This window comes from Mucilaginibacter gracilis (assembly GCF_003633615.1).
Lineage (GTDB): Bacteria > Bacteroidota > Bacteroidia > Sphingobacteriales > Sphingobacteriaceae > Mucilaginibacter > Mucilaginibacter gracilis.
On record NZ_RBKU01000001.1, the window covers coordinates 443,158 to 465,940 of the forward strand.

The 22,783-nt window shown below is 41.2% G+C and carries 23 protein-coding genes and 1 tRNA gene; 7 read left to right on the plus strand and 17 right to left on the minus strand.

Translation table 11 applies throughout. The features are described 5' to 3' along the window. Positions 1 to 4 precede the first annotated feature (4 nt). Genes rplW through rplC form a run of 3 tightly spaced genes read right to left on the minus strand, consistent with a single transcriptional unit; the run spans position 5 to position 1,546 of the window. A complete protein-coding gene (gene rplW, locus BDD43_RS01855) occupies positions 5 to 295 on the minus strand; it encodes a 50S ribosomal protein L23 (protein ID WP_121196014.1) in 291 nt (96 codons plus the stop codon). A 2-nt stretch (positions 296 to 297) separates the two neighbouring features. Next, positions 298 to 927: a 50S ribosomal protein L4 gene (rplD, locus tag BDD43_RS01860; RefSeq protein ID WP_121196016.1), complete on the minus strand. Its 630-nt coding sequence runs from the start codon at positions 925 to 927 to the stop codon at positions 298 to 300. 1 nt (position 928) lies between these two features. Beyond that, positions 929 to 1,546, minus strand: a complete 618-nt coding sequence (rplC, locus tag BDD43_RS01865) for a 50S ribosomal protein L3 (RefSeq protein WP_121201847.1) — start codon at positions 1,544 to 1,546, stop codon at positions 929 to 931. A gap of 177 nt (positions 1,547 to 1,723) precedes the next feature. Here rplC and BDD43_RS01870 point away from each other — a divergent pair, with 177 nt between their 5' ends. From BDD43_RS01870 to BDD43_RS01880, 3 genes are all read left to right on the plus strand, one after another. Next, the gene (locus BDD43_RS01870; protein WP_121196017.1) at positions 1,724 to 3,601 is read left to right on the plus strand and encodes a M1 family metallopeptidase; all 1,878 of its coding nucleotides are present in this window, start codon (positions 1,724 to 1,726) and stop codon (positions 3,599 to 3,601) included. A 109-nt stretch (positions 3,602 to 3,710) separates the two neighbouring features. After that, positions 3,711 to 5,111 carry a C45 family autoproteolytic acyltransferase/hydolase gene (locus tag BDD43_RS01875; RefSeq protein WP_121196019.1) on the plus strand — a complete coding sequence of 467 codons (1,401 nt, stop codon included), beginning with the start codon at positions 3,711 to 3,713 and terminating at the stop codon, positions 5,109 to 5,111. 9 nt (positions 5,112 to 5,120) lie between these two features. After that, positions 5,121 to 5,771, plus strand: a complete 651-nt coding sequence (locus BDD43_RS01880) for a hypothetical protein (RefSeq protein ID WP_121196021.1) — start codon at positions 5,121 to 5,123, stop codon at positions 5,769 to 5,771. Between the two features lie 84 nt (positions 5,772 to 5,855). Here BDD43_RS01880 and BDD43_RS01885 read toward each other — a convergent pair whose 3' ends face one another. Then, positions 5,856 to 7,112, minus strand: coding sequence for a prephenate dehydrogenase (locus BDD43_RS01885; protein ID WP_121196023.1), 1,257 nt, complete (start codon positions 7,110 to 7,112; stop codon positions 5,856 to 5,858). Positions 7,113 to 7,274: 162 nt separating this feature from the next. On the opposite strand from BDD43_RS01885, the gene BDD43_RS01890 reads away from it, so the two are divergent. Beyond that, positions 7,275 to 7,958 carry a hypothetical protein gene (locus tag BDD43_RS01890; protein WP_121196026.1) on the plus strand — a complete coding sequence of 228 codons (684 nt, stop codon included), beginning with the start codon at positions 7,275 to 7,277 and terminating at the stop codon, positions 7,956 to 7,958. Between the two features lie 190 nt (positions 7,959 to 8,148). Here the strand turns inward: BDD43_RS01890 and rpsJ are convergent, their stop codons facing one another. From rpsJ to BDD43_RS01950, 12 genes are all read right to left on the minus strand, one after another. Then, positions 8,149 to 8,454, minus strand: coding sequence for a 30S ribosomal protein S10 (gene rpsJ, locus BDD43_RS01895; RefSeq protein WP_040627320.1), 306 nt, complete (start codon positions 8,452 to 8,454; stop codon positions 8,149 to 8,151). Between the two features lie 135 nt (positions 8,455 to 8,589). Next, on the minus strand, positions 8,590 to 10,701 hold the full coding sequence (gene fusA, locus BDD43_RS01900) for an elongation factor G (protein ID WP_121196028.1): 2,112 nt from the start codon (positions 10,699 to 10,701) through the stop codon (positions 8,590 to 8,592). A 121-nt stretch (positions 10,702 to 10,822) separates the two neighbouring features. Continuing rightward, on the minus strand, positions 10,823 to 11,290 hold the full coding sequence (gene rpsG / locus BDD43_RS01905; RefSeq protein WP_121196030.1) for a 30S ribosomal protein S7: 468 nt from the start codon (positions 11,288 to 11,290) through the stop codon (positions 10,823 to 10,825). A gap of 19 nt (positions 11,291 to 11,309) precedes the next feature. Then, positions 11,310 to 11,732, minus strand: coding sequence for a 30S ribosomal protein S12 (rpsL, locus tag BDD43_RS01910; RefSeq protein WP_121196031.1), 423 nt, complete (start codon positions 11,730 to 11,732; stop codon positions 11,310 to 11,312). 235 nt (positions 11,733 to 11,967) lie between these two features. Beyond that, positions 11,968 to 12,435, minus strand: coding sequence for a DUF2147 domain-containing protein (locus BDD43_RS01915; RefSeq protein WP_246001403.1), 468 nt, complete (start codon positions 12,433 to 12,435; stop codon positions 11,968 to 11,970). 80 nt (positions 12,436 to 12,515) lie between these two features. Beyond that, entirely contained in the window at positions 12,516 to 12,800 is a 285-nt protein-coding gene (locus BDD43_RS01920) for a hypothetical protein (RefSeq protein WP_147425545.1), read from the minus strand. Between the two features lie 33 nt (positions 12,801 to 12,833). Next, positions 12,834 to 13,514 carry a peptidase associated/transthyretin-like domain-containing protein gene (locus BDD43_RS01925; RefSeq protein WP_121196036.1) on the minus strand — a complete coding sequence of 227 codons (681 nt, stop codon included), beginning with the start codon at positions 13,512 to 13,514 and terminating at the stop codon, positions 12,834 to 12,836. A 124-nt stretch (positions 13,515 to 13,638) separates the two neighbouring features. Continuing rightward, entirely contained in the window at positions 13,639 to 14,223 is a 585-nt protein-coding gene (locus BDD43_RS01930; RefSeq protein ID WP_121196037.1) for a 50S ribosomal protein L25/general stress protein Ctc, read from the minus strand. Positions 14,224 to 14,412: 189 nt separating this feature from the next. After that, complete coding sequence (locus BDD43_RS01935; protein ID WP_121196039.1) at positions 14,413 to 15,357, minus strand: ribose-phosphate pyrophosphokinase; 945 nt, start codon at positions 15,355 to 15,357, stop codon at positions 14,413 to 14,415. 102 nt (positions 15,358 to 15,459) lie between these two features. Next, a tRNA-Gln gene (locus tag BDD43_RS01940) sits at positions 15,460 to 15,530 on the minus strand. 90 nt (positions 15,531 to 15,620) lie between these two features. Next, positions 15,621 to 16,577: an acetyl-CoA carboxylase carboxyltransferase subunit alpha gene (locus BDD43_RS01945; protein ID WP_121196040.1), complete on the minus strand. Its 957-nt coding sequence runs from the start codon at positions 16,575 to 16,577 to the stop codon at positions 15,621 to 15,623. 127 nt (positions 16,578 to 16,704) lie between these two features. Beyond that, positions 16,705 to 17,208, minus strand: coding sequence for a hypothetical protein (locus BDD43_RS01950; protein ID WP_121196042.1), 504 nt, complete (start codon positions 17,206 to 17,208; stop codon positions 16,705 to 16,707). A gap of 130 nt (positions 17,209 to 17,338) precedes the next feature. Here BDD43_RS01950 and BDD43_RS01955 point away from each other — a divergent pair, with 130 nt between their 5' ends. The 3 genes from BDD43_RS01955 to BDD43_RS01965 all read left to right on the plus strand — a co-directional run bounded on the left by BDD43_RS01955 (position 17,339) and on the right by BDD43_RS01965 (position 21,088). Next, positions 17,339 to 17,710: a response regulator transcription factor gene (locus BDD43_RS01955; protein ID WP_121196044.1), complete on the plus strand. Its 372-nt coding sequence runs from the start codon at positions 17,339 to 17,341 to the stop codon at positions 17,708 to 17,710. A 62-nt stretch (positions 17,711 to 17,772) separates the two neighbouring features. Next, on the plus strand, positions 17,773 to 18,327 hold the full coding sequence (locus BDD43_RS01960) for a histidine phosphatase family protein (RefSeq protein ID WP_121196045.1): 555 nt from the start codon (positions 17,773 to 17,775) through the stop codon (positions 18,325 to 18,327). A gap of 217 nt (positions 18,328 to 18,544) precedes the next feature. Beyond that, entirely contained in the window at positions 18,545 to 21,088 is a 2,544-nt protein-coding gene (locus BDD43_RS01965) for a phosphocholine-specific phospholipase C (RefSeq protein WP_121196047.1), read from the plus strand. Between the two features lie 432 nt (positions 21,089 to 21,520). Here BDD43_RS01965 and BDD43_RS01970 read toward each other — a convergent pair whose 3' ends face one another. Further along, complete coding sequence (locus BDD43_RS01970; RefSeq protein WP_121196048.1) at positions 21,521 to 22,771, minus strand: sensor histidine kinase; 1,251 nt, start codon at positions 22,769 to 22,771, stop codon at positions 21,521 to 21,523. Between the last annotated feature and the right edge of the window lie 12 nt (positions 22,772 to 22,783).

The following is a 22,783-nucleotide window of genomic DNA, read 5'->3' on the forward strand; positions in this document are numbered from 1 at the left end:
CTCTTTATATTGTGCTATAAAAATCTATCGTTTCACCATCTTTTAAAGTGATGATCGCTTTTTTATACTTTGCAGCACGGCCACTAACGGCACCTGCTTTAGTATTACGACTTTTCAACTTTCCAACATAGCGCATGGTGTTTACTGCAACTATATTAATACCATACATGGTCTCAATTGCTCCTTTTATCTGGATCTTGTTAGCTCTGGGGTCTACTATAAAAGCATAACGGTTAAGCTTCTCAGTTAATTGAGATATCTTTTCTGTAAGTAAGGGTTTCTTTAATACTTCCATGATTACTTAGCTAATGCTTCCTCCAAAGTTTTAACAGAATCCGTTGTTAGTACCAATTTACCAGCGTTTAACACATCATAAGTGCTTAACTGATCGGCGGTGATAACTTTAGATTTTTTTAGATTTCTGCTTGATAAATAAATATTGTTATTTGCTGAAGGCAGTACTAACAAAGTTTTTTCGTTAGTTAAATTCAAGTCTGCAACAAACTGTATGTAGCTTTTGGTTTTAACTGCCTCGAAGTTGAAATCTTCAACTATAACGATGCTGTTATCAATAGCTTTATAGCTCAGTGCCGATTTGCGGGCAAGTTGTTTCAACTTCTTGTTCAGCTTAAAGCTATAGTCGCGTGGTTGCGGACCAAATACACGGCCACCACCATTAAACAAAGGAGATTTAATACTACCTGCACGGGCACCGCCTGTACCTTTTTGTTTGTAAAGTTTGCGAGTTGAACCTGCAATTTCGTTACGTTGTTTTGATTTGTGAGTTCCCTGGCGCTGGTTAGCTAAATACTGCTTAACATCCAAATAAATTGCGTGATCGTTGGGCTCAATACCAAATACCGACTCAGGTAGATGCAAACTTGCACCTGTTTCTTTACCTGATACATTTAATACTTTAACTTCCATCTTATTTATCCACAATTACAAATGAACCCTTAGCTCCTGGGATGGAACCCTTAACAACTATTAAATTTTGCTCTGGATACACCTTAACTACCTGCAGGTTTTGAACCTTAACGCGGGCGTTACCAGTATGACCTGCCATGCGCATTCCTTTGAATACACGTGAAGGCCATGAAGAAGCACCTAATGAACCCGGGGCTCTTAAACGATTGTGCTGACCGTGAGTTTGCATACCCACACCCGCAAAACCATGACGTTTAACAACACCCTGAAAACCTTTTCCTTTAGAGGTACCTACAACATCAACAAAATCGCCGGCTTCAAACAATTCTACTGTGATAATATCACCAAGTGATTTCTCATCTTCAAATCCTTTAAACTCAACAAGTTTACGTTTTGGAGTGGTACCAGCCTTTTCGAAATGGCCTTTTAGAGGGCCGCTGGTGTTTTTTTCCTTCTTTTCGCCATACGCCAACTGTACTGCGGCGTACCCGTCTGTATCCACAGACTTAACATGTGTTACTACACATGGTCCAGCTTCGATTACGGTACATGGGATGTTTTTCCCTGCCTCATCGAATATGCTGGTCATACCTACCTTTTTACCAATTATTCCTGACATTTTCTTTTTAGTTTTTGCCCATCGAAGCAGTAGGGCTTCGTTCAAGGCATAATAATTCCCCCGAAAGGGACGGCAAAGATAGGAATGTTCTGTTAATTATCAAACACTTAGTGATAAATTTTTTAATATATTTATTATCTTATTTTTGGGTAATTGATTTCATTAAAAAACAACATCATGATTAAACAAGTACTAACAGCTGCCCTGTTTTTGGGGTTTGTTGCCGCAACATCGGCACAAACGCTGTACACCCCGCGCGACATTCAAAAGGCCTATAACAAAGGCACCCGTTCGCCCGATGGCCGCCCCGGTAAAAACTACTGGCAAAACCATGCCCGTTACAATATACAGGTAACTGCCCTCCCGCCCGATCGTACTGTTAAAGGTACCGAACAAATCACCTACATCAATAACAGCCCCGATACCCTTAAAGGGCTTAATATGAAACTCATCCTTAACATTCACCGCCCCGGCGCAGCCAGAGGTGGCAACGTAAGTGCCGATTATTTAACCCCGGGTGTACAGGTGGATAGCTTTACCGCCGGAGATAAGCCCGTAAAATGGGATAATGCAGCCGCCTCAAGCACCAATCAGGGTATTCGCCTGCCAACGCCCTTAATGCCGCACGATTCGGTTAAGTTGAATATCAACTGGCATTACCAAATATCGCTGCAAAGCGAACGCGAAGGTATGATTGATAGTACAACTTTTTACCTGGCCTACTTTTACCCAAGGGTATCTGTTTACGACGACTATAACGGATGGGACAGGCTGCCCTTTACCGATTTTTTAGAGTTTTACAACGATTTTAACGATTATAAACTGAGCGTTACCGTACCCAAAAACTACATGGTTTGGGCCACCGGCACGCTGCAAAATGCTACCGAAGTATTAAAGCCCGAATTTGCCAAACGTCTGGAGGCATCTTTCACGTGCGATTCTACCATACATGTAGCCACCCAGGACGAAGTTACCGGTAATAAGGTAACCCAGCAAAACGCTACCAATACCTGGGTATGGACGGCAAACAACATTACCGATATGGCTGTAGGCATTAGCAACCATTATGTATGGGACGCCGCCAGCGTATTGGTTGATGATAAAACCAACCGCAGAGCCAGCATGCAGGCTGCTTTTGATAACACCGCTAACGATTTTCATCATTCGGTACAAAACGGCCGCAATAGTTTGGGCTGGTTATCGCACAACTGGCCGGGTGTACCATACCCCTTCCCTAAAATGACGGCCTTCCAGGGTTTTGCCGATATGGAATACCCCATGATGGTGAACGACAGTAAGCAAGACGACCTTCACTTTGCCCAATTTGTTCAGGATCATGAAATAGCGCACACCTACTTCCCTTTTTATATGGGTATTAACGAAAGCCGGTATGGTTTTATGGATGAAGGATGGGCCACCACCTTTGAACTATTGATTGGTACCGCCGAAGTTGGTAAAGAGGCTGCCGAAAAGCTATACAAAAACTTTCGTGTTAACCGTTGGATACATGATGCATCTTCGTTTGAAGACCTGCCAATCATCACCCCTTCGAGCGAATTATTTTCGGCTAACGGCAACAACGAATACGGTAAGCCATCATTAAGCTACCTGGCTCTAAAAGATATGCTTGGCGACGAGCTGTTTAAAAAGGCCCTACATGCCTATATGGATAGATGGAACGGCAAGCACCCCATCCCATGGGATTATTTTTATTCCATGAATGATGCATCCGGCAAAAACCTTAACTGGTTTTTCAACAACTGGTTTTTCACCAATTATTATATCGACCTTGCCATTACCACCGTAACCAAGGCCGGCAGTGGCTACAACGTCAGCATCAATAATATTGGCGGTTTTGCCGTTCCGTTTGATGTAATTATCACCTACAGCGATGGCACCACCGGCACCATACACCAAACACCCGCCATTTGGCAAACCAATCAAAAAAATGCTACCGTAGGTTTAAAAACAACTAAAACCATCAAATCGGTAAAAATAGACGGCGGCATTTTTATGGATGCCAACGAAAAAGATAATGTATGGGCGAGTAAATAAATAAATAAAAATTTGAATAGGCAAACAAAGGGGCGGTAGTTAAACTACTGCCCCTTTGTTGTTTATAAAGAAAGCATTATATTGTACTTTAAATTAACTGACTTTATAAATGAAATTATCCACAGCCCTTTTAGCGTTAGCCCTGCTATTTTGTTTAGCCATAAGCTGTAAAACACCGCCTGCAGACCGTATGGCTAAAGCCACCCGTACCGAAAAGAACGGCTGGATATATGTACACCTGGAAGGCTCCCCCGCTGATATTGGTTACCAACACGGCTATCTGTTATCTAAAGAGATAGATACCTTGCTGCACATAATGAAAAGTTACTTGCCGGTTACCAGCAAAAAGGACTGGAACTTTTACCGCAATGCCGCCTTAACCATTTTGTGGCCCAAACTGGAACCGGAATATCAAACCGAAATAAAAGGCATTGCCTTAGGCCTGCAAGCCAAAGGTATGGCTTATGATAGTTTAGATGTTACAGCTTTAAATGCCTACATCGAGCTGTCATCATACTATGTACCATCGGTACTGAATAAGATTAAAGCCGATAGCGCTAATAATAGAGCACCGGGAAATTGCAGTGCATTTATTGCCAATGGTAAATATACAAAGGATGGCAAAATTGTAATGGGCCATAACAACTGGACCGATTATATTATTGGCGAACGCTGGAATGTGATTGCCGATATTATCCCCGAAAAGGGCAACCATATTTTGATGGATTGCCTGCCCGGCTTTATACATAGCGGCGATGACTTTTTGATCACTAAAAACGGTATGTTGATAACCGAAACTACCATTACACAATTTAAGGGTTTTGACACTACAAAAACGCCCGAGTGTATGCGTGCCCGTAAGGCTGCCCAATACAGTAACAGTATTGATGATGTGATAAAAATTATGACTACCGATAATAATGGAGGCTATGCTAACGATTGGCTGATTGGCGATACCAAAACCAACGAGGTTGCCAAGCTTGAACTGGGACTTAAGAGTTACCGGGTGTGGCGCTCAAAAGATACAGCTATCATAGGATCAAACTTTGCTAGCGACCCGAAGCTGATTGCTGAGGAAACGACGTTTAAGGTGGATGATAAAACCACATCGCCCAATGCGCGCAAGCTTAGGATGGGCCAGTTGATGGAACAGTACAAAGGCAAACTGGATGAAAACACCGCCAAAATTATTGAAGGCGACCGTTATGATGCCCTGCAAAATAAAGAAGCCAGTAACCGATGTGTGATAAGCGGCCATGTGGATGAAGATATGAAAGGCTGCCCCGAATGGGATGAGCCACCATACTTCCCGATGGGGGCGGTACAAAGCAAGGTTACCACTACAGCATTGGCAGGAAAAATGCAGTTTTGGGCACACATGGGCCACCCGGACGGTCAGGATTTTTTAGCCGCTCCGTTTTTTAAACTGCACCCGCAGTATAAATACCAAAGCAATTATTTAAGGGATATGAAAGCGTATCCGTGGACTTTATTTGAGGCAGGGAAGTAAGGGATAACTATGTTAACTATTAAAATAGACACTACAAGAATTGAAATCACGGGAAAGCAGATTGACAAGATAATCGGTACTTTGTCTCAGCACCCCTCTGGCCTATCGCCCGTACAGGCCGTTTTAATAGCTGCATCAATTGGTGCGATTTCTGCTATTTTGGTACAAGTTGTAACTTATTTGTTAACTACTAAAAAAGAAAGAAAAAACTTACGTATAGGACTTATTGCTGAAGAAAGACGTATCTCTCATCTTCTGAAAGAATATTACAAAGAATTAGTTATGTACAAAGTTCATAAACAGTATTGGTTTAGAGTCTCGGAGTTGGAGGGCAAATTTGATAATAACACAGACAGCTATAAAATGCATATTGCGCGAAATGAAAAAAGCTTTGAGACAAAAACAAAAATAAGTGTAATTACTTCAGAATATTTTAAAACAGTAACACATTACACAATTTTAACTGGTCAAAATAAATTTATAACCCAATTACTATTTGATATACAATCGTTTGATCCACGCAGTTGTTCCGAATTTCCACGCATAGCTCTTACTAAACTGAGACAGGCAGCTAAAAGAGAAGAAGCTGACTTAAACAAAGAGTACCTTTATTACTCACTGTGTTTTGATAAAATTAACTTAGAAATGTTGAAGAAATAAACAATTTACGTTTGTAGACTATCACAGAAGATTCCAGCTGAAACTCATTCGGAATGAACGATGGCTATTTTAGCATAAACTCCATTACTCCATCAGCCTCCTAATTAACTCGGCACTTTGTATACGGCCTTGCTCAAGCCTGTCGCCGAAGAATTCTTTTACCTGGTTAAAGTGCTCTTTGTAGCCCTTCATATCGCCATAAACTATAATAGACGACCATTCCCTTACTGCCGAATGAAATTCCAGATCGTCGCCCCTGATGGTTTTATCGTAAAGTGCAGCTTCTATCGATTCTTCCAGTAACTCCTCGTTTTTAAATAAGTATTCGGCAATACCCAAACGCAGGCGGAATGGTGGTGTTTGGCAAATGAGGTTATCATAAGGGTTTACGCCTAAATGATACCAGGCATCAACCATGCTGAGTAAACTCAGGTGCGAGTTATGCTTACGCAGTTCGGGCTTTCCGGCTAATGAAAACTCGCGCATTACGGTATCATTAAGCAAAATAGGCTTAGTACTTTCGTGGAAAACAAAATCGCGGGCTTTGTAAATGCGCCCCCTAAAATCCTTTTCCTCCTCCTTAATCATCAGCTTAAACAATTCCGATTCGGATACCGCGTAACGTTTCACCTGCTGTTTGGCATAGGGGTTTAATATGGCAAGGCCCGCATACACATGCGCCTTATAGCTAAATATACGTAGTGTAGTCAATATCTTCACGTTATCAATCCCCCCTATGTACGATGCATTTTCCCACGGAAAAAAACCGGCCTCTTTCCAGGCGGTGCCCATACTTTCAAAACCTACGTGGGTTACGGCTTGCGTATCGGCAACAATTTTATCGTGCTCGTGGTAATCCCCAATTTCAACAATGTCCGATCCTATCTTAACAAAAATGTCCAGCATCCGCTGGTATACCTCCGGGTTGCTCCGGTGCGGAATAATAGCCAGCTTTTGCTGATCGGGAGCAAAACCCGGCCCGTGCAAAGCATGTATAGTTACAATGTATACGTTTGCCGGAAGGTACTTTTCAAAAGCCTCAATCTCCGGCGACTTTACCGACGTCTGCCCGGCCACAATAGCTCCGGCTTTGGCCGATGCTCCGTATTGCGCAACCACAGCGGCAATGCTCTCCGCCTCTACCGAATAAATCAATACATCTGCCCGGGCCGATACCTCGTGCCCGTCATTTAAAACCTTTATGCCCGGCGGGCCTAATTCGGCTTCCAATTTTTCCCTGTTCTGGGGTAAATCGCAACCGCAAACATCATAGCCAGCCGCAGCAAATGCTTTTGCATATAAGCGGCCCATATCGCCCAAACCAATAATACCGATATTCATGCTGCTAATATAGTTATGTGGTATGATATGTTGCTTCAATTATTATTTGCTTTTTTAATCAGGTTTGTAACTAATTGAATTTATATTAGCACAATCGGGCTAACAACAAAACACCGTTGCCTATGTTACTAATTGTACACTATACCACCAATTAAATTAAATATGAACAAGCTTTTAAGGTTAATACTAAGCATGGCATTGTTAACCGCCGGATACGCAGCGCAGGGACAAGACACAGTTAAAAAAATTCAAAAAGCAGCTTATCCGCCCGTAAAGGCCCAAATACCGGTTGCCAAACCAACATACCACGCCAAATATTTAGATAAAGTAACACCGCCGCCGGTGGTTGATAACAGCCTTACCGGGCAATACAATGCCATACTTAAAAGTACATACCGCTATCAGCAAGAGCCAATTATTGCCTTTTATAAAAATTATATGGATACGCTTAACCTTGCAAAGCGCAAGTTGCAACAAGCCAACACCAAAATATCCGAGCAAGCTACAGCTATTGCCAGTATACAAGGGGCGGTAACTACAAAAGATCAAACCCTTTCTGATTCTATATCAAAAGCTGATTCCATTGGCTTTTTAGGTGCTTCGGTATCTAAAGTGGTTTACAACATAATTATGTGGGGACTGGTAATTATATTGGCACTCTCACTGGCAACGGTTATCTACCTATCTGCAAGTAACAAACGCGAAGCAGCTTACCGCATTAAGTTGTATGAAGAATTATCTGCCGAATTTGCTGCCTACAAAACCAAAGCCAACGACAAAGAGAAAAAACTGGCCCGCGAATTACAAACCGAAAGAAACAAACTGGCCGAACTACTGAATAAGTAGAATGTTAATACACTGTATTTAAAAGCTGCTCATAAGGCAGTTTTTTTTTAAAGTATACTGGCGTAGAAACTGCTCCATACCCCGCAATTACAACTCAAATTATACGCTTTTCAACAAAAAATGCCGCTCCTCTTTACAAAGGGCGGCATTTTTTGTTGCTATTCGTTCCCCCTTTAGGGGGTTAGGGGCACTATACTTTAATTTCAACTTCAACACCACTTGGCAACTCTAATTTCATCAGAGCGTCAACTGTTTTTGAGTTTGAACTGTAAATATCTAACAAACGTTTGTATGAGCATAATTGAAATTGCTCACGTGCTTTTTTGTTTACGTGCGGTGAACGCAATACAGTAAAAATTTTCTTTTCGGTTGGCAAAGGGATTGGTCCGCTTACCACAGCACCCGTAGGTTTTACTGTTTTTACGATTTTTTCGGCAGATTTATCTACCAAATTGTAATCGTAAGATTTTAATTTGATTCTGATTCTTTGGCTCATTTTGTTTTGTTTTAAACCAACTATAAGAGCTATTATTTATAGTTGATTGGTTTATTTTAATGATTGATGGACTGAATGATTGAATAAATGCTTTCACATTCAATAAATCAATCATTCAATCCTTCAGTCAATATATTACGCGTTTGCAGCAGCTTTTTTGCCTTTGGCTTTAGCCACAACTTCTTCCTGTACGTTACGAGGTGCTTCGGCGTAGTGGTCAAACTCCATTGTTGAAGTTGCACGGCCCGAAGTAATGGTACGTAACTGAGTTACATAACCAAACATTTCGCTCAATGGTACGGTTGCTTTAATAACCTGTGCACCTGCGCGCGAATCCATACCTAACAGCTGGCCACGACGACGGTTCATATCACCGATAACATCCCCCATGTTTTCTTCAGGGGTTAATATTTCGATTTTCATGATAGGCTCCAACAACATCGGTTTACATTTTGGTAAAGCTTCGCGGTAAGCGCCACGGGCACAGATCTCGAAAGATAATGCATCCGAATCGACAGCGTGGAACGAACCATCTATCAAACGTACCTTCATGTTCACCAATGGGTAACCTGCCAATACACCGTTATCCATAGCAGCTTTAAAGCCCTTTTCTACAGATGGGATAAACTCGCGGGGGATAGAACCACCAGATATTTCGTTAACAAATTGTAAACCAACTGTACCTTCGTCAGCAGGTGATATAATAACCTGGATATCGGCAAATTTACCACGACCACCGGTTTGTTTCTTGTATGTTTCGCGGTGTTGTGTTTGGCCTGTGATAGACTCTTTGTAAGATACCTGCGGAGCACCTTGGTTAACTTCAACCTTAAACTCACGTTTTAAACGATCCATGATGATATCTAAGTGAAGTTCGCCCATACCAGATATAATGGTTTGGCCGCTTTCTTCATCAGATGTTACGCGGAAAGTTGGATCTTCTTCAGATAATTTACCTAAAGCCATACCCAATTTATCAACATCAGCCTGAGTTTTAGGCTCGATAGCTAAACCGATAACCGGCTCAGGGAAATTCATCGACTCTAAAACGATAGGGTGTTTTTCATCACAAAGTGTATCACCTGTTTTAATATCCTTAAAGCCCACTACCGCAGCAATATCACCGGCACCTACATTAGGTATAGGGTTTTGCTTGTTAGCGTGCATTTGGAATATACGAGAGATACGTTCTTTATTTTCCGAACGCATGTTATATACATACGAACCGGCTTCTAAATTACCAGAGTAAACGCGGATAAAGCATAAACGACCAACAAACGGATCGGTTGCTATTTTAAACGCCAATGCTGCAAATGGCTCTTTTTCCGAAGGTTGACGGATAATTTCCTCGCCAGTATCTGGGTTGGTACCAACTATACCATCAACATCCATTGGCGATGGCAATAATTCCATCACGTAATCTAACATGGTTTGTACACCTTTATTTTTGAAAGATGAACCACATACCATAGGCACAATTTTAGCATCTAACACTGCTTTACGCAATGCATCTAAAATTTCGCGTTCGGTGATAGATTCCGGAGCTTCGAAGAATTTTTCCATCAGGCTCTCATCGTAATCGGCAACCGATTCCAACAATTTTTCTCTCCATTCGGTAGCTTCTTCTATCATATCCTCAGGGATAGGCACTTCGGTAAAGGTCATCCCTTTATCATGCTCATTCCAAACGATACCTCTCCAGTTAATCAAATCAACAACACCTTTAAAGCTTTCTTCGCTGCCAATTGGTAATTGCAATGGTACGGCGTTGCTGCCTAACATTGATTTTACTTGCTTAACAACCTTTAAAAAATCGGCACCACTACGGTCCATCTTGTTAACAAAGCCTATACGGGCAACGTTATAGTTGTTAGCTAAGCGCCAGTTGGTTTCTGATTGTGGCTCAACACCATCAACCGCCGAAAACAAAAACACCAAACCATCCAATACACGCAGCGAGCGGTTTACCTCAACGGTAAAATCCACGTGGCCCGGTGTATCAATAATGTTGATGTGGTATTGTTGGCCGCGATATTTCCAGTTTACGGTTGTTGCAGCCGAAGTAATGGTGATACCACGCTCCTGCTCTTGCGCCATCCAGTCCATTGTTGCGGCACCTTCGTGTACCTCACCAATTTTGTGGCTAACACCCGAATAATATAATATACGCTCGGTAGTAGTTGTTTTACCTGCATCAATGTGAGCAGCAATACCTATGTTCCTGGTGTACCTTAAGTCTCTTGACATTTTATTTTTGAATTATTGAATGATTGAATGATTGATTGGTATTAATTATAAATGATTGATTGAATTACCTGTTTAAAAAAACTCAATAACTCAATCAATCAAAAATCAATAAATCAATAATTTAGAAACGGAAATGAGAGAACGCTTTGTTGGCTTCGGCCATTTTGTGCGTATCTTCTTTCTTCTTAACCGCAGCACCTTCGCCTTTTGCAGCGCTGATAATTTCTCCGGCTAATTTTTCCATCATGGTTTTTTCGCCGCGTTTACGTGCGTAGCTAATTAACCATTTCATACCCAAAGCAATTTTACGCTCCGGACGTACTTCTGTTGGAACCTGGAAGTTTGCACCACCAACCCTACGGCTCTTAACCTCAACGGCAGGCATAATGTTGTTTAATGCTTTTTTCCATGTTTCTAATCCGCTATCGCTTGTTTTTTTCTCAACAAGTTCAACAGCATCATAAAATATAGAGTATGCGGTACTTTTCTTTCCGTCATACATCATATTATTTACAAACCTTGTAACCAAAGTATCATTGAACTTTGGATCAGGAAGGATAATTCTCTTTTTTGGTTTCGACTTTCTCATTGCTTTCTATCCTCCTTAATTATTTCTTCTTTTTAGCAGGAGCGCCCTTAGCAGGAGCTGCAACTTGTCCTGGTTTAGGACGTTTAGTACCGTATTTTGAACGACGTTGGTTACGACCTGCAACACCTGATGTATCTAAAGCACCACGGATGATGTGGTAACGTACACCTGGTAAATCTTTAACACGGCCACCGCGAATTAACACGATAGAGTGCTCTTGCAAGTTGTGGCCTTCGCCAGGGATGTAAGCATTAACCTCTTTACCATTGGTTAAACGTACACGCGCAACTTTACGCATTGCTGAGTTTGGTTTTTTAGGGGTAGTGGTGTACACACGGGTGCACACGCCTCTTCGCTGTGGACAACTGTCCAACGCTGGCGACTTACTCTTGTCAACCATAGCTACTCTACCTTTTCTAACTAATTGCTGAATAGTAGGCATTGTTCCTTTTTAATGTTTGTTTTTGTCCCACAATTTGGGACTGCAAAGGTAGGAAGTTATTTTTTGATATTCAAGCGGTTGAGAGAAATAATTTTGAGATAAGCATCGCAAATAACAAACATGCATCCGTTACCCTCAAATATTTTTCAACACCAATTTACGGTAAACGCCAATAAGCGTAGCCACTCTTCTTTCTTATTAAATTAAAATTCAACTAATAATTTGGCGGGTGCTATTAAATGCGAATAAAAGTTAGCGTTTTGCCAATAAACTTAAAGTGCCAGTAGCCCGTTACTTTAAGCTCGCCCTTTTTAGTAATATAGGCCGATGCATCCCAGTGGTGGCCGTGCAAGGCATCATAAATAACTCCGTTTTCCCACGAATTACTGGCCGGCTTATAACTCAGCTTTTGCAATATGCTTGAGCCTAAAATTTTTTGCGTCCGCATTTTGGGGTCGGGGTTATCAAGGTCCAAACGGGTTTCCATTGGGCGGCTTTTGTCGTCATCATCATTAAACCAAATTATTTTGGCCCTAAATTCTTGTCCTTCTCTGTAAATTTCAACCTTTAAATTTTTTTGTACAATCATCCACCTGCCGCAAATATGGTCGGAAGGCAAAGCCGGAACGCTTTGGGCACATACACCACTAGCTATACCCATGAAAAACATGGTTATTATAACATAGCCCCAATTTTTACGCATAACTACCATTGTGATGATAATACTTGTTCAATAACAGTTTAAAAATTAAAAGAGTTTTATTAATGGGTACCCTAAACCAACTAATTTATTTGCAGCAGTCCCTTCAATTGAGCCAAGGCAATAGTACCTATATGTTGCCCCTTCACTTCAACGGCAATACTATCATCGTTTTTATACAATTGCAGCCGTCCTTTAAAAACATGGGCCTCGGGCCCGGCAATAAATTTGGTAAGGTTCTGCAAAGTTTCTTTTCGGCAAACCCACTCATCATCCCCATTAAAAACAATAAGCCTTACCCCATTAGTTAAATGAGGTTCAAAACCTAAAGAATAGTTATGGTTGAGTTTTAATTGCATCTTGCTCACTAATATAACGTTAAAATTAAATAACAACAATAATTAGTTGTTATTTAGTTGGGGCAGGCCGCGTTTATCGGCCGGTAACAACTTAAATTTTTTGTAACAATCGTTAATATAAACGGTTAAAGTTTGCTGCGAACTGTTTTTTGCAAAAGCTAACGACGGGCGATACATGCTCATAAAATTTTCCAGGTCGCGCCCCTTTAACGGCACAATGCTGCTTACCAGCACCGGGGTAAATATGGCGTCAACCTGCCTTTGCTCTGCTTCAACTTTAAAATAGCGTTTTAAACGCCTTGCATCACGCGATTCTTTCCCAAATATACGCGATGGCGATAACGCGAATTTGCTTTTTTCGTAAACTTCCGGGTACTCTGCTTCGGGGTTAAATGCCGCTTTACTATCGGCAATGGTAACGGTTTGCAATGTAATGCCGGCCCGTTTTAGCTCAATATGCTTAGGCTTAAAATCGATAACAAACAAGGTGTCTGATACGTAGCCCGGTAACGATAAGATGAGCGTATGGTTAAGTGCCGTGCGGATGTAAAAATTACCACTTTTATCTGTCAGTGCAACCTGCCTGCTGCCCACCTCGCGGATAAAAACATTTTCGAGGCGAATATTACTGCCGCCTTCAACAACGGAGCCGGTTAACGTTTGTGCGCTGGCTGCCACGGATATAAAAAGCAAAGTGATTATAATAAGGGATCTGATTTTCATGATTGTATATGGTATAGTTATAGTAACTGGTTAAACATGGTAAAGTTTTAAATTTAACATCACAAACGGCCATAAAAAAAGCCTCCTGATAACTCGGGAGGCTTCTTTTTATTTTAGCAGGTAATTATTTTTTACCCGAAGCAGCTTCTTGTTCTGCCTGACGTAGTGCACGTGAGGTAGTTACAGAAACAATAGTATCTTCCATTGCATTGGTGATAACTAATTTTTCCAATTTCAAATCGCTAACACGTACCGATTTACCTACCTCTAAAGTAGCGATGCTAACGTCGATATTATCGATGTGGTCGCCAGGTAAAGCCTTGATACGTAGTTTACGCAATTTTTGAACTAATTTACCACCGGTTTTAACACCAGGAGAAGTTCCGGTTAAACGGATTGGAATTTCAATGGTAACCGCTTTTTTAGCATCAAGCTCCAAAAAGTCAACATGGATAATTTCCTCTGTTAACGGATGGAATTGAATGTCTTTAATAATGGCTTGTGCTTTTGTACCTGGAATATCCAGATCGATGAAATGAACAACGGGTGTGTAAACAACCGGTTTCAAATCAGCTACGGACACCGCGAAGTGGGTTTGTGTTGCCCCACCATACAAAACTGCAGGCACTTTGCCTTCGTAACGCAGCTCTTTGGCGTCTCTTTTCCCTACGTTCTCTCTTAGAGAACCGCTAATAGTAATTGATTTCATTGTATTTATTATTTTATTGTTTGTTCATGGATTGCTGGTTCATAGTTGATAGTTCATTGTTCATGGCACCTATCGTTCATTACCTATACAATCCATTTTTTTATCTTCAAATTCAAAAAGACCATCATCTATTGAATTATATATCTCTCTTTTATGCCAATGAACCATCAACTATGATCCATCAACCATTTAATCCACCCTAAACAAGTCGCTTATCGATCCGTGTTCGTTCACATTGGCAATTGCCTTGGCAAACAATTCGGCGGTTGATAGTACACGTATTTTGCTGCTTTGATGTTTTAACTCAATGGTATCAGTTACAATCAATTCGGTTAAAACCGAGTTTTCAATGGTTTCGTAAGCCTTGCCTGATAGTACAGGGTGTGTACAAACCGCTCTTACACTGCGGGCGCCACGCTCCATAATTAAGCCTGCTGCTTTTGCTAATGTACCTGCGGTATCGCAAATGTCATCAATCAAAACAATATCCTGGTCGGTTACATCACCTATAACCGTCATAGATTCTATTTCGTTGGCGCGTTTACGGCGCTTATCGCAAATAACCACTTCGGCGTTAAAAAACTTAGCAAAACCACGTGCCCGGTACGAGCCGCCCATATCCGGCGAAGCTATGGTTAAGTTACCTAAGCCGAGGCTTTTTATATAAGGCACAAATATTACTGATGCGTCCAAATGGTCTACCGGAATATCAAAAAAACCTTGTATCTGTGCGGCATGTAGGTCCATGGTCATAATGCGGTTAATGCCCGCCGCTACCAACAAATTAGCCACCAGTTTTGAACCAATGGCTACACGGGGTTTGTCTTTCCTGTCCTGACGGGCCAACCCAAAATAAGGTATAACTGCCGTTACATAATGTGCCGATGCCCTGCGTGCAGCATCAATCAGCATTAAAAGCTCCATTAAATTATCACTTGGCGGATTGGTGCTTTGTATTAAAAAAACATCCGACCCTCTAACCGATTCGTTAAAGTAAGGCTGAAATTCGCCATCGCTAAAACGAGATACAATTACATCTCCCAAGTCTCGCCCATACGCTTCTGCAATTTTAACCGACAGTGTTTTTGTTGCCGAACCTGAGAAAAGTTTAACAGGGTTGAATTGTAAAGGCATGGCAAATTTTAGGATTTCGAAACTACAATTTCGGATTTGAAACTCATTAAAATAAAAAAAATCGGATCCGAAATCGAAACTCCGAAATCCGAATTTTTTATGTTGCCCGACCAGGATTCGAACCTAGACAAACGGTACCAAAAACCGTCGTACTACCATTATACTATCAGGCAATCTCTTTCGGTTACTTATCGTTTCCGAAATGGAATGCAAATATAGGATGATATTTTTAAAGTCAAAAGCATTTTTTAAATTTTATCTGCTTAATTATCTAAAACCACCCCCATCGAGCAAAATTTCTCAATACGCTCACTCACCAATTCCTCGGCTGTTTTTTCTTTTAGTGCCTTCAGGTCTTTAATAAGCTGTTTTTTTAACGTTGCAGCCATAGTAGCCGGGTCTTGGTGTGCGCCTCCTAAAGGCTCCTTAATTACACCGTCAATCAGTTTATTTTTTAGCATATCTACCGATGTAAGCTTTAACACCTCGGCTGCCTTCTCTTTATTTTCCCATGTTTTCCATAAAATGGTTGAGCAATTTTCCGGAGAGATAACGGAGTACCACGAGTTTTCAAGCATCAGCACCCTATCGCCAATACCAATACCTAACGCTCCACCAGATGCTCCTTCGCCTATAACAACACAAATTACAGGCACCTTCAGTATCGACATTTCCAGCAGGTTGCGCGCAATGGCTTCACCTTGCCCCCGTTCTTCGGCTTCAAGGCCCGGAAAAGCTCCAGGTGTGTCTATCAAAGTTACTACGGGTTTATTAAACTTTTCGGCTATACGCATCAGCCTTAACGCCTTGCGGTATCCTTCGGGGTTAGCCATACCAAAATTACGGTATTGCCTCATTTTGGTGTTAATACCCTTTTGGTGACCAATAAACATTACAGTTTGTCCGTTCAAGGTTCCAAAACCACCCACAATAGCTTTATCATCACCCACGGTGCGGTCGCCGTGCATTTCAATAAAATCATCACACATCAGCTCAATATACTGTAAAGTATAAGGGCGCTCAGGGTGGCGCGAAATTTGTACACGCTGCCAGCCGGTTAAATGAGTAAATATTTGTTTTTTGGTGGTTTCAAATTTCTCGTCAAGTTCGGCCAACGTTGCCGACATATCCACCTTGGTTTTTTCTTCAACTTGCCTTACCTTTTCCATTTGCAATTGCAAATCGGCAAGGGGCTTTTCAAAATCAAATGTAATTTTCATCAGAATCAATTAGTTTTTTTATTGTGATGAACATCATTTAAGCTCATACTACCTGTTTTGTATAGCTTATAAAGGCTCAACGCACTCATAAAGCCAGCAAAAGTAATTAATTCAATCGGTATATTACCTAACGTTCAATTTTCTGTAACTGCTGGTATTTACTTTGCTGCCCGGTGCTTAAAACAGCTAATACTTTAATATATGCCTGTAAAATGGCATTGCGCATTTCGCCCTGGTATAAACCAAAGCGGTTGGTGTAAAAAATCAAACTACCGTCGTCTACCTTTTTTGTACGGAAAAGCTCATCAAGGGCATGCTCGTTTTTTAATATATACTCGCCCATTTCTTTCATTTTACGTTTAAGCTCATTATTAATGGTTGTAACCTCTTTAACTTGCCCGGCGTTAAGCATCAATTCTTTTTTAAGGTTCAACGTTTTCTGAGGGTCGGGATAGCCGTTTAGTTCGGCAACGGCGGCCATATTGCTAAGGTCTACACCGTCAATATAAGCCTTAAATTGGGTATAGCTAATGGTTTTTAAAGGGGATACCTTGCCGCTATCCGCACTGGTTTGCGCAAAAAGTTTATTGGTTAAAAATAGTAAACAAACAAATAGTACAAATTTATCCATATCGTGTATATATGAGTTTGCAAAGTTAACAGATAAAGGTTTATCATGGTTTTATAAATTAAACCTTACACCAATAAGCATCATGATTATTGGCACAAATATTGCCTAACCATAAACAAATGTGGAAATTATGTGCAAAAGGATATTGGTGATTGACGATGATTTAGCCATATTAGGTGCTTTACGCGACGTATTAGAATATAACGGGTACGAAGTGAACACCACCCCGAGAGGTGATAAAATTTTTGAGTACATTGACAACTACCGTCCCGACTTGATTTTGCTTGACGTAATGCTTGCAGATATGGACGGGCGAGAGATATGCCATGCCATAAAACAAAGGGAAGAAACTTACATCTGCAACATACCGGTTATCTTAATTTCGGCAACGCATAACCTGGTTGATTGCATGTCGCAAAAAAACGGACCCGATGATTTTTTAGCCAAACCTTTTGATGTTACCAGTTTGCTAAACAAAATTGAGCACCAATTTGCAGCATAAAATTTAACCTAATATTAACGTTAGTAATAGTAACATTGCTGAATATTAGCCTTGATACTATCATGAATAAAATTTTAATTGCCCTACTAATGTTTGCCGCGTTATCGCAAAGCAGTATAGCCCAAAGCACAACAACTGCGGCCAATCTAAAAATAGTGCTAATACGCCACGGCGAAAAACCATTAGTTGGCAATAACCTTAATTGTAAAGGTTTAAACCGTTCGCGCTTATTGCCGGCAGTTATTACATCAAAATTTGGTGTTCCCAATTTTGTATACGTACCCCCAATGACGCTTGGCAATGCCACCCTTCATTCGCGCATGTTCCAAACGGTTATACCACTTGTTGTAAAATACAACATAGCCGTAAATACCACCCACGACGAACACGAATACAACGAAATAGCCGCCGATTTAAAAACTAAAACCGGCTTAATATTAGTAACCTGGGAACACAAAGCCATACCCTTTATTACCAAAGCCTTAGGCATTCAATTAGATAACCTAACCTGGCCCGATGATGATTTTGATAGCATATGGATAGTAACCTTCCCTAACGGCGTACCTACCTTAACCAGGGACAAGGAGGGCTTAAACCCATCGGACAATTGCGATTAATGGAGGTTGCAAAAAGATAACATATTTTAAACCCTGCATAAACACTGTTTTATTATTTTAGAACAGTAGATAGCCGGGCAGCCAAAACCAAATGTTACAAGCATGTGGAAATGCCATTTATATTCGGCAACGATATTAATAACGGGGTAATGTGATACATGCGCCTCGGCTATCAAAACGGCATTTAAAATAAAGGTAATTAATAACTATTGGTAATATGAGTGATACGCGAAGAGAGTTTTTAAAAAAGGCTGCATTTTTAAGCGGCACTGCTGCGTTGGCTAATGTTTTGCCTCCATCTATACAAAAAGCGTTGGCTATAAACGCACCCGAAGGCAGCACCTACCTTGATGCCGAGCATATCGTTATCCTGATGCAGGAGAACCGCTCTTTCGACCATTGCTACGGCAGCCTAAAAGGCGTGAGGGGCTTTAACGACCCACGGGCCATTGATTTACCTAATCAAAATAAAGTTTGGCTGCAAACCAATGCCGCCGGCCAAACCTATGCACCCTTCCATCTCGATATTAAAAACACCAAGGCTACATGGATGCATTCGCTGCCGCATAGCTGGGCCAATCAAAGCAATGCGCGCAATGATGGTAAATATGATAAATGGCTTGATTTTAAACGCTCGGGCACGCCCGAATACGCAAACATGCCATTAACGCTGGGCTACCATAAGCGCGAAGACTTGCCTTTTTACTACTCGCTGGCAGATGCCTTTACCGTTTGCGATCAAAATTTTTGCTCATCCCTTACGGGAACTACCCCCAACCGGCTCTTTTTTTGGTCGGGCACGGTACGTGAAGAACAACACGAAACCTCAAGGGCCAATGTGTGGAACGAAGATGCCGATTCGGCACAATTGAAATGGAAAACCTTCCCCGAACGATTGGAAGAAAACGGAATTGCCTGGAAATGCTATCAAAACGAGATCAGCGTTGATACCGGCTTAAAAAGCGACGAAGACTTTTGGCTGTCTAATTTTGGCGATAATCCACTCGAATATTTTGCACAGTACAATGTTAAACTGCACCAGGCGCATCTCACTAACATTACTAAACGTTTAGCACAACTACCTGCCGAAATAGCTCAACTTGAAAATAAAATAAACTCATTAACCGAAAAAGACGAGCAATTACCGGCTACAAAAAAACTCCTGAAAAAGAAACAAGCCGAGCTTGATGATTTAAAAAAAGAAGCCGAAGTTTATAATGCAACCGCTTTTGAAGCCTTATCGCAACAACAAAAAAACATTCATTTAAAAGCATTCGACACCAATAAAAACGATCCGGATTACCACGATTTAACCACCCTTAATTATAACGACGATGGCATAAACCGCAGCTTAAAAGTACCCAAGGGCGATGTGTTGCATCAGTTTAAGAAGGACGTAAATTCCGGTAAATTACCAACGGTATCATGGCTTACGGCTCCCGAAAGCTTTTCCGATCATCCTTCGGCACCCTGGTATGGCGCGTGGTACGTATCCGAAGTTCTGGATATTTTAACTCAAAACCCCGAGGTATGGAAAAAAACCATTTTCATTTTAGCTTATGATGAAAACGACGGTTATTTTGACCACATACCACCTTTTGTTGCGCCCGATGCCCGTAACAATAACACAGGCAAGGTATCGGCAGGGATTGATACCAGTGTTGAGTTTGTAACCCGCGAGCAAGCAAGTGCCCGCAACGGTTTCCCCGAGAAGTTTGAACGCGAAGGGCCTATTGGTTTAGGCTACAGGGTTCCGTTGGTTATTGCATCGCCATGGAGCAAGGGTGGCTGGGTTAACTCGCAGGTGTTCGATCATACTTCAACACTCCAATTTTTAGAAGACTTTTTATCGAAAAAAACAGGCAAAAACATTAGCGAACCCAATATAAGCCAATGGCGCCGCACAGTTTGCGGCAACCTTACTTCGGTTTTCAGGCCCTATCACAGCGATGGAATACCCTCGCCTGATTTTGTTACAAAGGATGCTTTTTTGGAAACCATACATAAAGCCAAGTTTAAAAAGCTACCTACAACATACCAACTTTTTAACAAGCAGGAGGCCGAACAATTTAATGCAAACCCATCGGCATTTTTAAAGCAGGAGAGCGGCGTTAAACCCTCCAATGCATTGCCTTACCAGTTACATGTAAACGGTAAGCTTAGTGCCGATAAAAAAACCTTCGAAATTGCATTTGATAACCGCAACGAAGTTTTTGGAAGTAAAACCCAGGGCTGCCCTTTTAATGTGTATGCGCCCGGTAATTGCCTTCAGCCTAATCAAACTTTTGATGCGGTACGCACCTGGGCCTACGCCGTAAGTGCAGGTGATAAACTGGCCGATAGCTGGCCGCTGCATGCTTTTGAAAACGATAAATACCATTTGCGGGTTTATGGCCCTAATGGCTTTTACAGGGAGTTTACAGGCAATGCCGCCGACCCGGATATTACTATCGAAGTTGACTATGAACGTAGCCTAACTAAAAACAAATTAACTGGTAATGTTATTTTAAAACTAACCAATACAAGCAACCAGCACCACACTGTACTGGTAACCGATAACGCTTATAAAACCAACAAGCTCCAAAAAGCGTTGCCGCCGGGGCATACCGAAACCCTTGTACTTAATTTAAGCACAAGCCATAACTGGTATCATTTTACAGTAAATATAACCGGTACAAATGCCTTTAGCAGGCAATATGCGGGCCGCGTGGAAACCGGAAAGCCAGGTTTTACCGACCCTTTAATGGGAAACGTAATTTAATTTTGCTCCAATTTGCTGTATTAAACACTTTAATTGCATGTTAACCATGAGATAAAAACCATCCCCACAGAAAACAACGCCACGGTGATATGTGTAAGCAAACAGTACACCTATGAACAGGTTAATTTTCAGGATTAATTATCGTGTTTATTATTATTGGCGGGCAAAAGGTTTACTGCAATTAATACAATAATAAACGAAAGTAGTATGATGGGTAGTACATACGTAAAAAGGAATTGCGAAATCATAATTAAATAGCCGATAATTAGTTAGGGTTTATAAAAGTAACATACTACATTCAAATTCCAAAACATATTATGCTTTACCCGCTTATTAATTAGTGCTTTTATAAATATTTACACAATTTAGATATTTGTTAGTTGCCAGCGCGGCAGGTAACTTGAAACACAGATAAATAAAACACCAATAATACTATCCAACGGCTAACCAAAAGTAAAACCTGCTACCTTGGTTCAATTGGCTCTCTACCCCTATTTTGCCGGCTTGCGCCTCAATAAAATCCTTAGCTATGGCTAGCCCAAGGCCGGTTCCCGGTTGCCCGGAGTTAATCCCCGGAATTTTAAAATAACGTTCAAATACACGATCAAGATACTGGGGTTCAATACCCTTCCCATAATCCTTAACAGAAAACTCTATGCTATTTGATCTTATTTTTTTAACGCTCAATTCAATAAAAGCATTTTCGCTGCTATATTTTATCGCGTTTGATAGCAGGTTGATAAGCACCCAGGTTGTTTTATCCAAATCGGCCCTAACATTAGGCAAATTATCATCATAATAAACCTTAATGCTAACCCGGCGCTGGTCGGCAATAAATTTGAGGGCCTTAACAGCATAATCAACAATATCTTTTGGGTGTGCACTGCCAAAATTAAGCTGTATTTTGCCTGTTTCAACCTGCGCCATATTGAGTAATTCGCCGGTAATTTGCAGCAGGCGCTGGGTATCGTCGGTTATGTTTTCAATCAGCTGCCTTTGCTCGGTATTTACCTGCCCCACGCGCGAGTCTTCCAATAACTTCAAACTCATTTTTATCGACGATATGGGCGTTTTTAACTCGTGCGAAATGGTGGCTATTAAATTAGTTTTCGCCTCATTTTTTATAGTTACCTGCTCAAGCCCTTCGGCAAGTTTGGTAACCGGCGTTGCAATATAATCCGGAAAGTTAACCAAAAAACTAAAGCCGATAAGAAAACAAAACGACCCCATGAGCGCAATAATAATTAAGCCATGTTTTGCCGTATTATTAGCTATTTGGCCTTTAAACTCAATCGACTTCATATTGATGCGCACTATGGCATCAATAGTTGCCCGCATTTTAAAGCTTAATTGCCCAAGTAGGGCGGGGTTACCGCCCGCTTTTTGATAACTATTAAATAAATTTTGCAACGACCGGGTTAATTGCCTTTCGCCTATTTCGGTTACATTTTGTTTTTGGGCGGTTAAGTTTGCTTGTATAGCACTCAAATTTGCCGCCGTTAAAGGTGCATCTAATAAATTACCTATATTTTGGGTATACGTAATTGAGCGGTAATTATCCTTCAATATCGCATTCGACTCGCTCGAAAGGCGCTGCAAATAATAAGCCGCCAAGCCCGAACAGAGCAAGGCAAGCAAAAACAAGAAGCAAATACCGGCACGAAGTTTATTTTTTAAGCTCATGAAACCATTGAG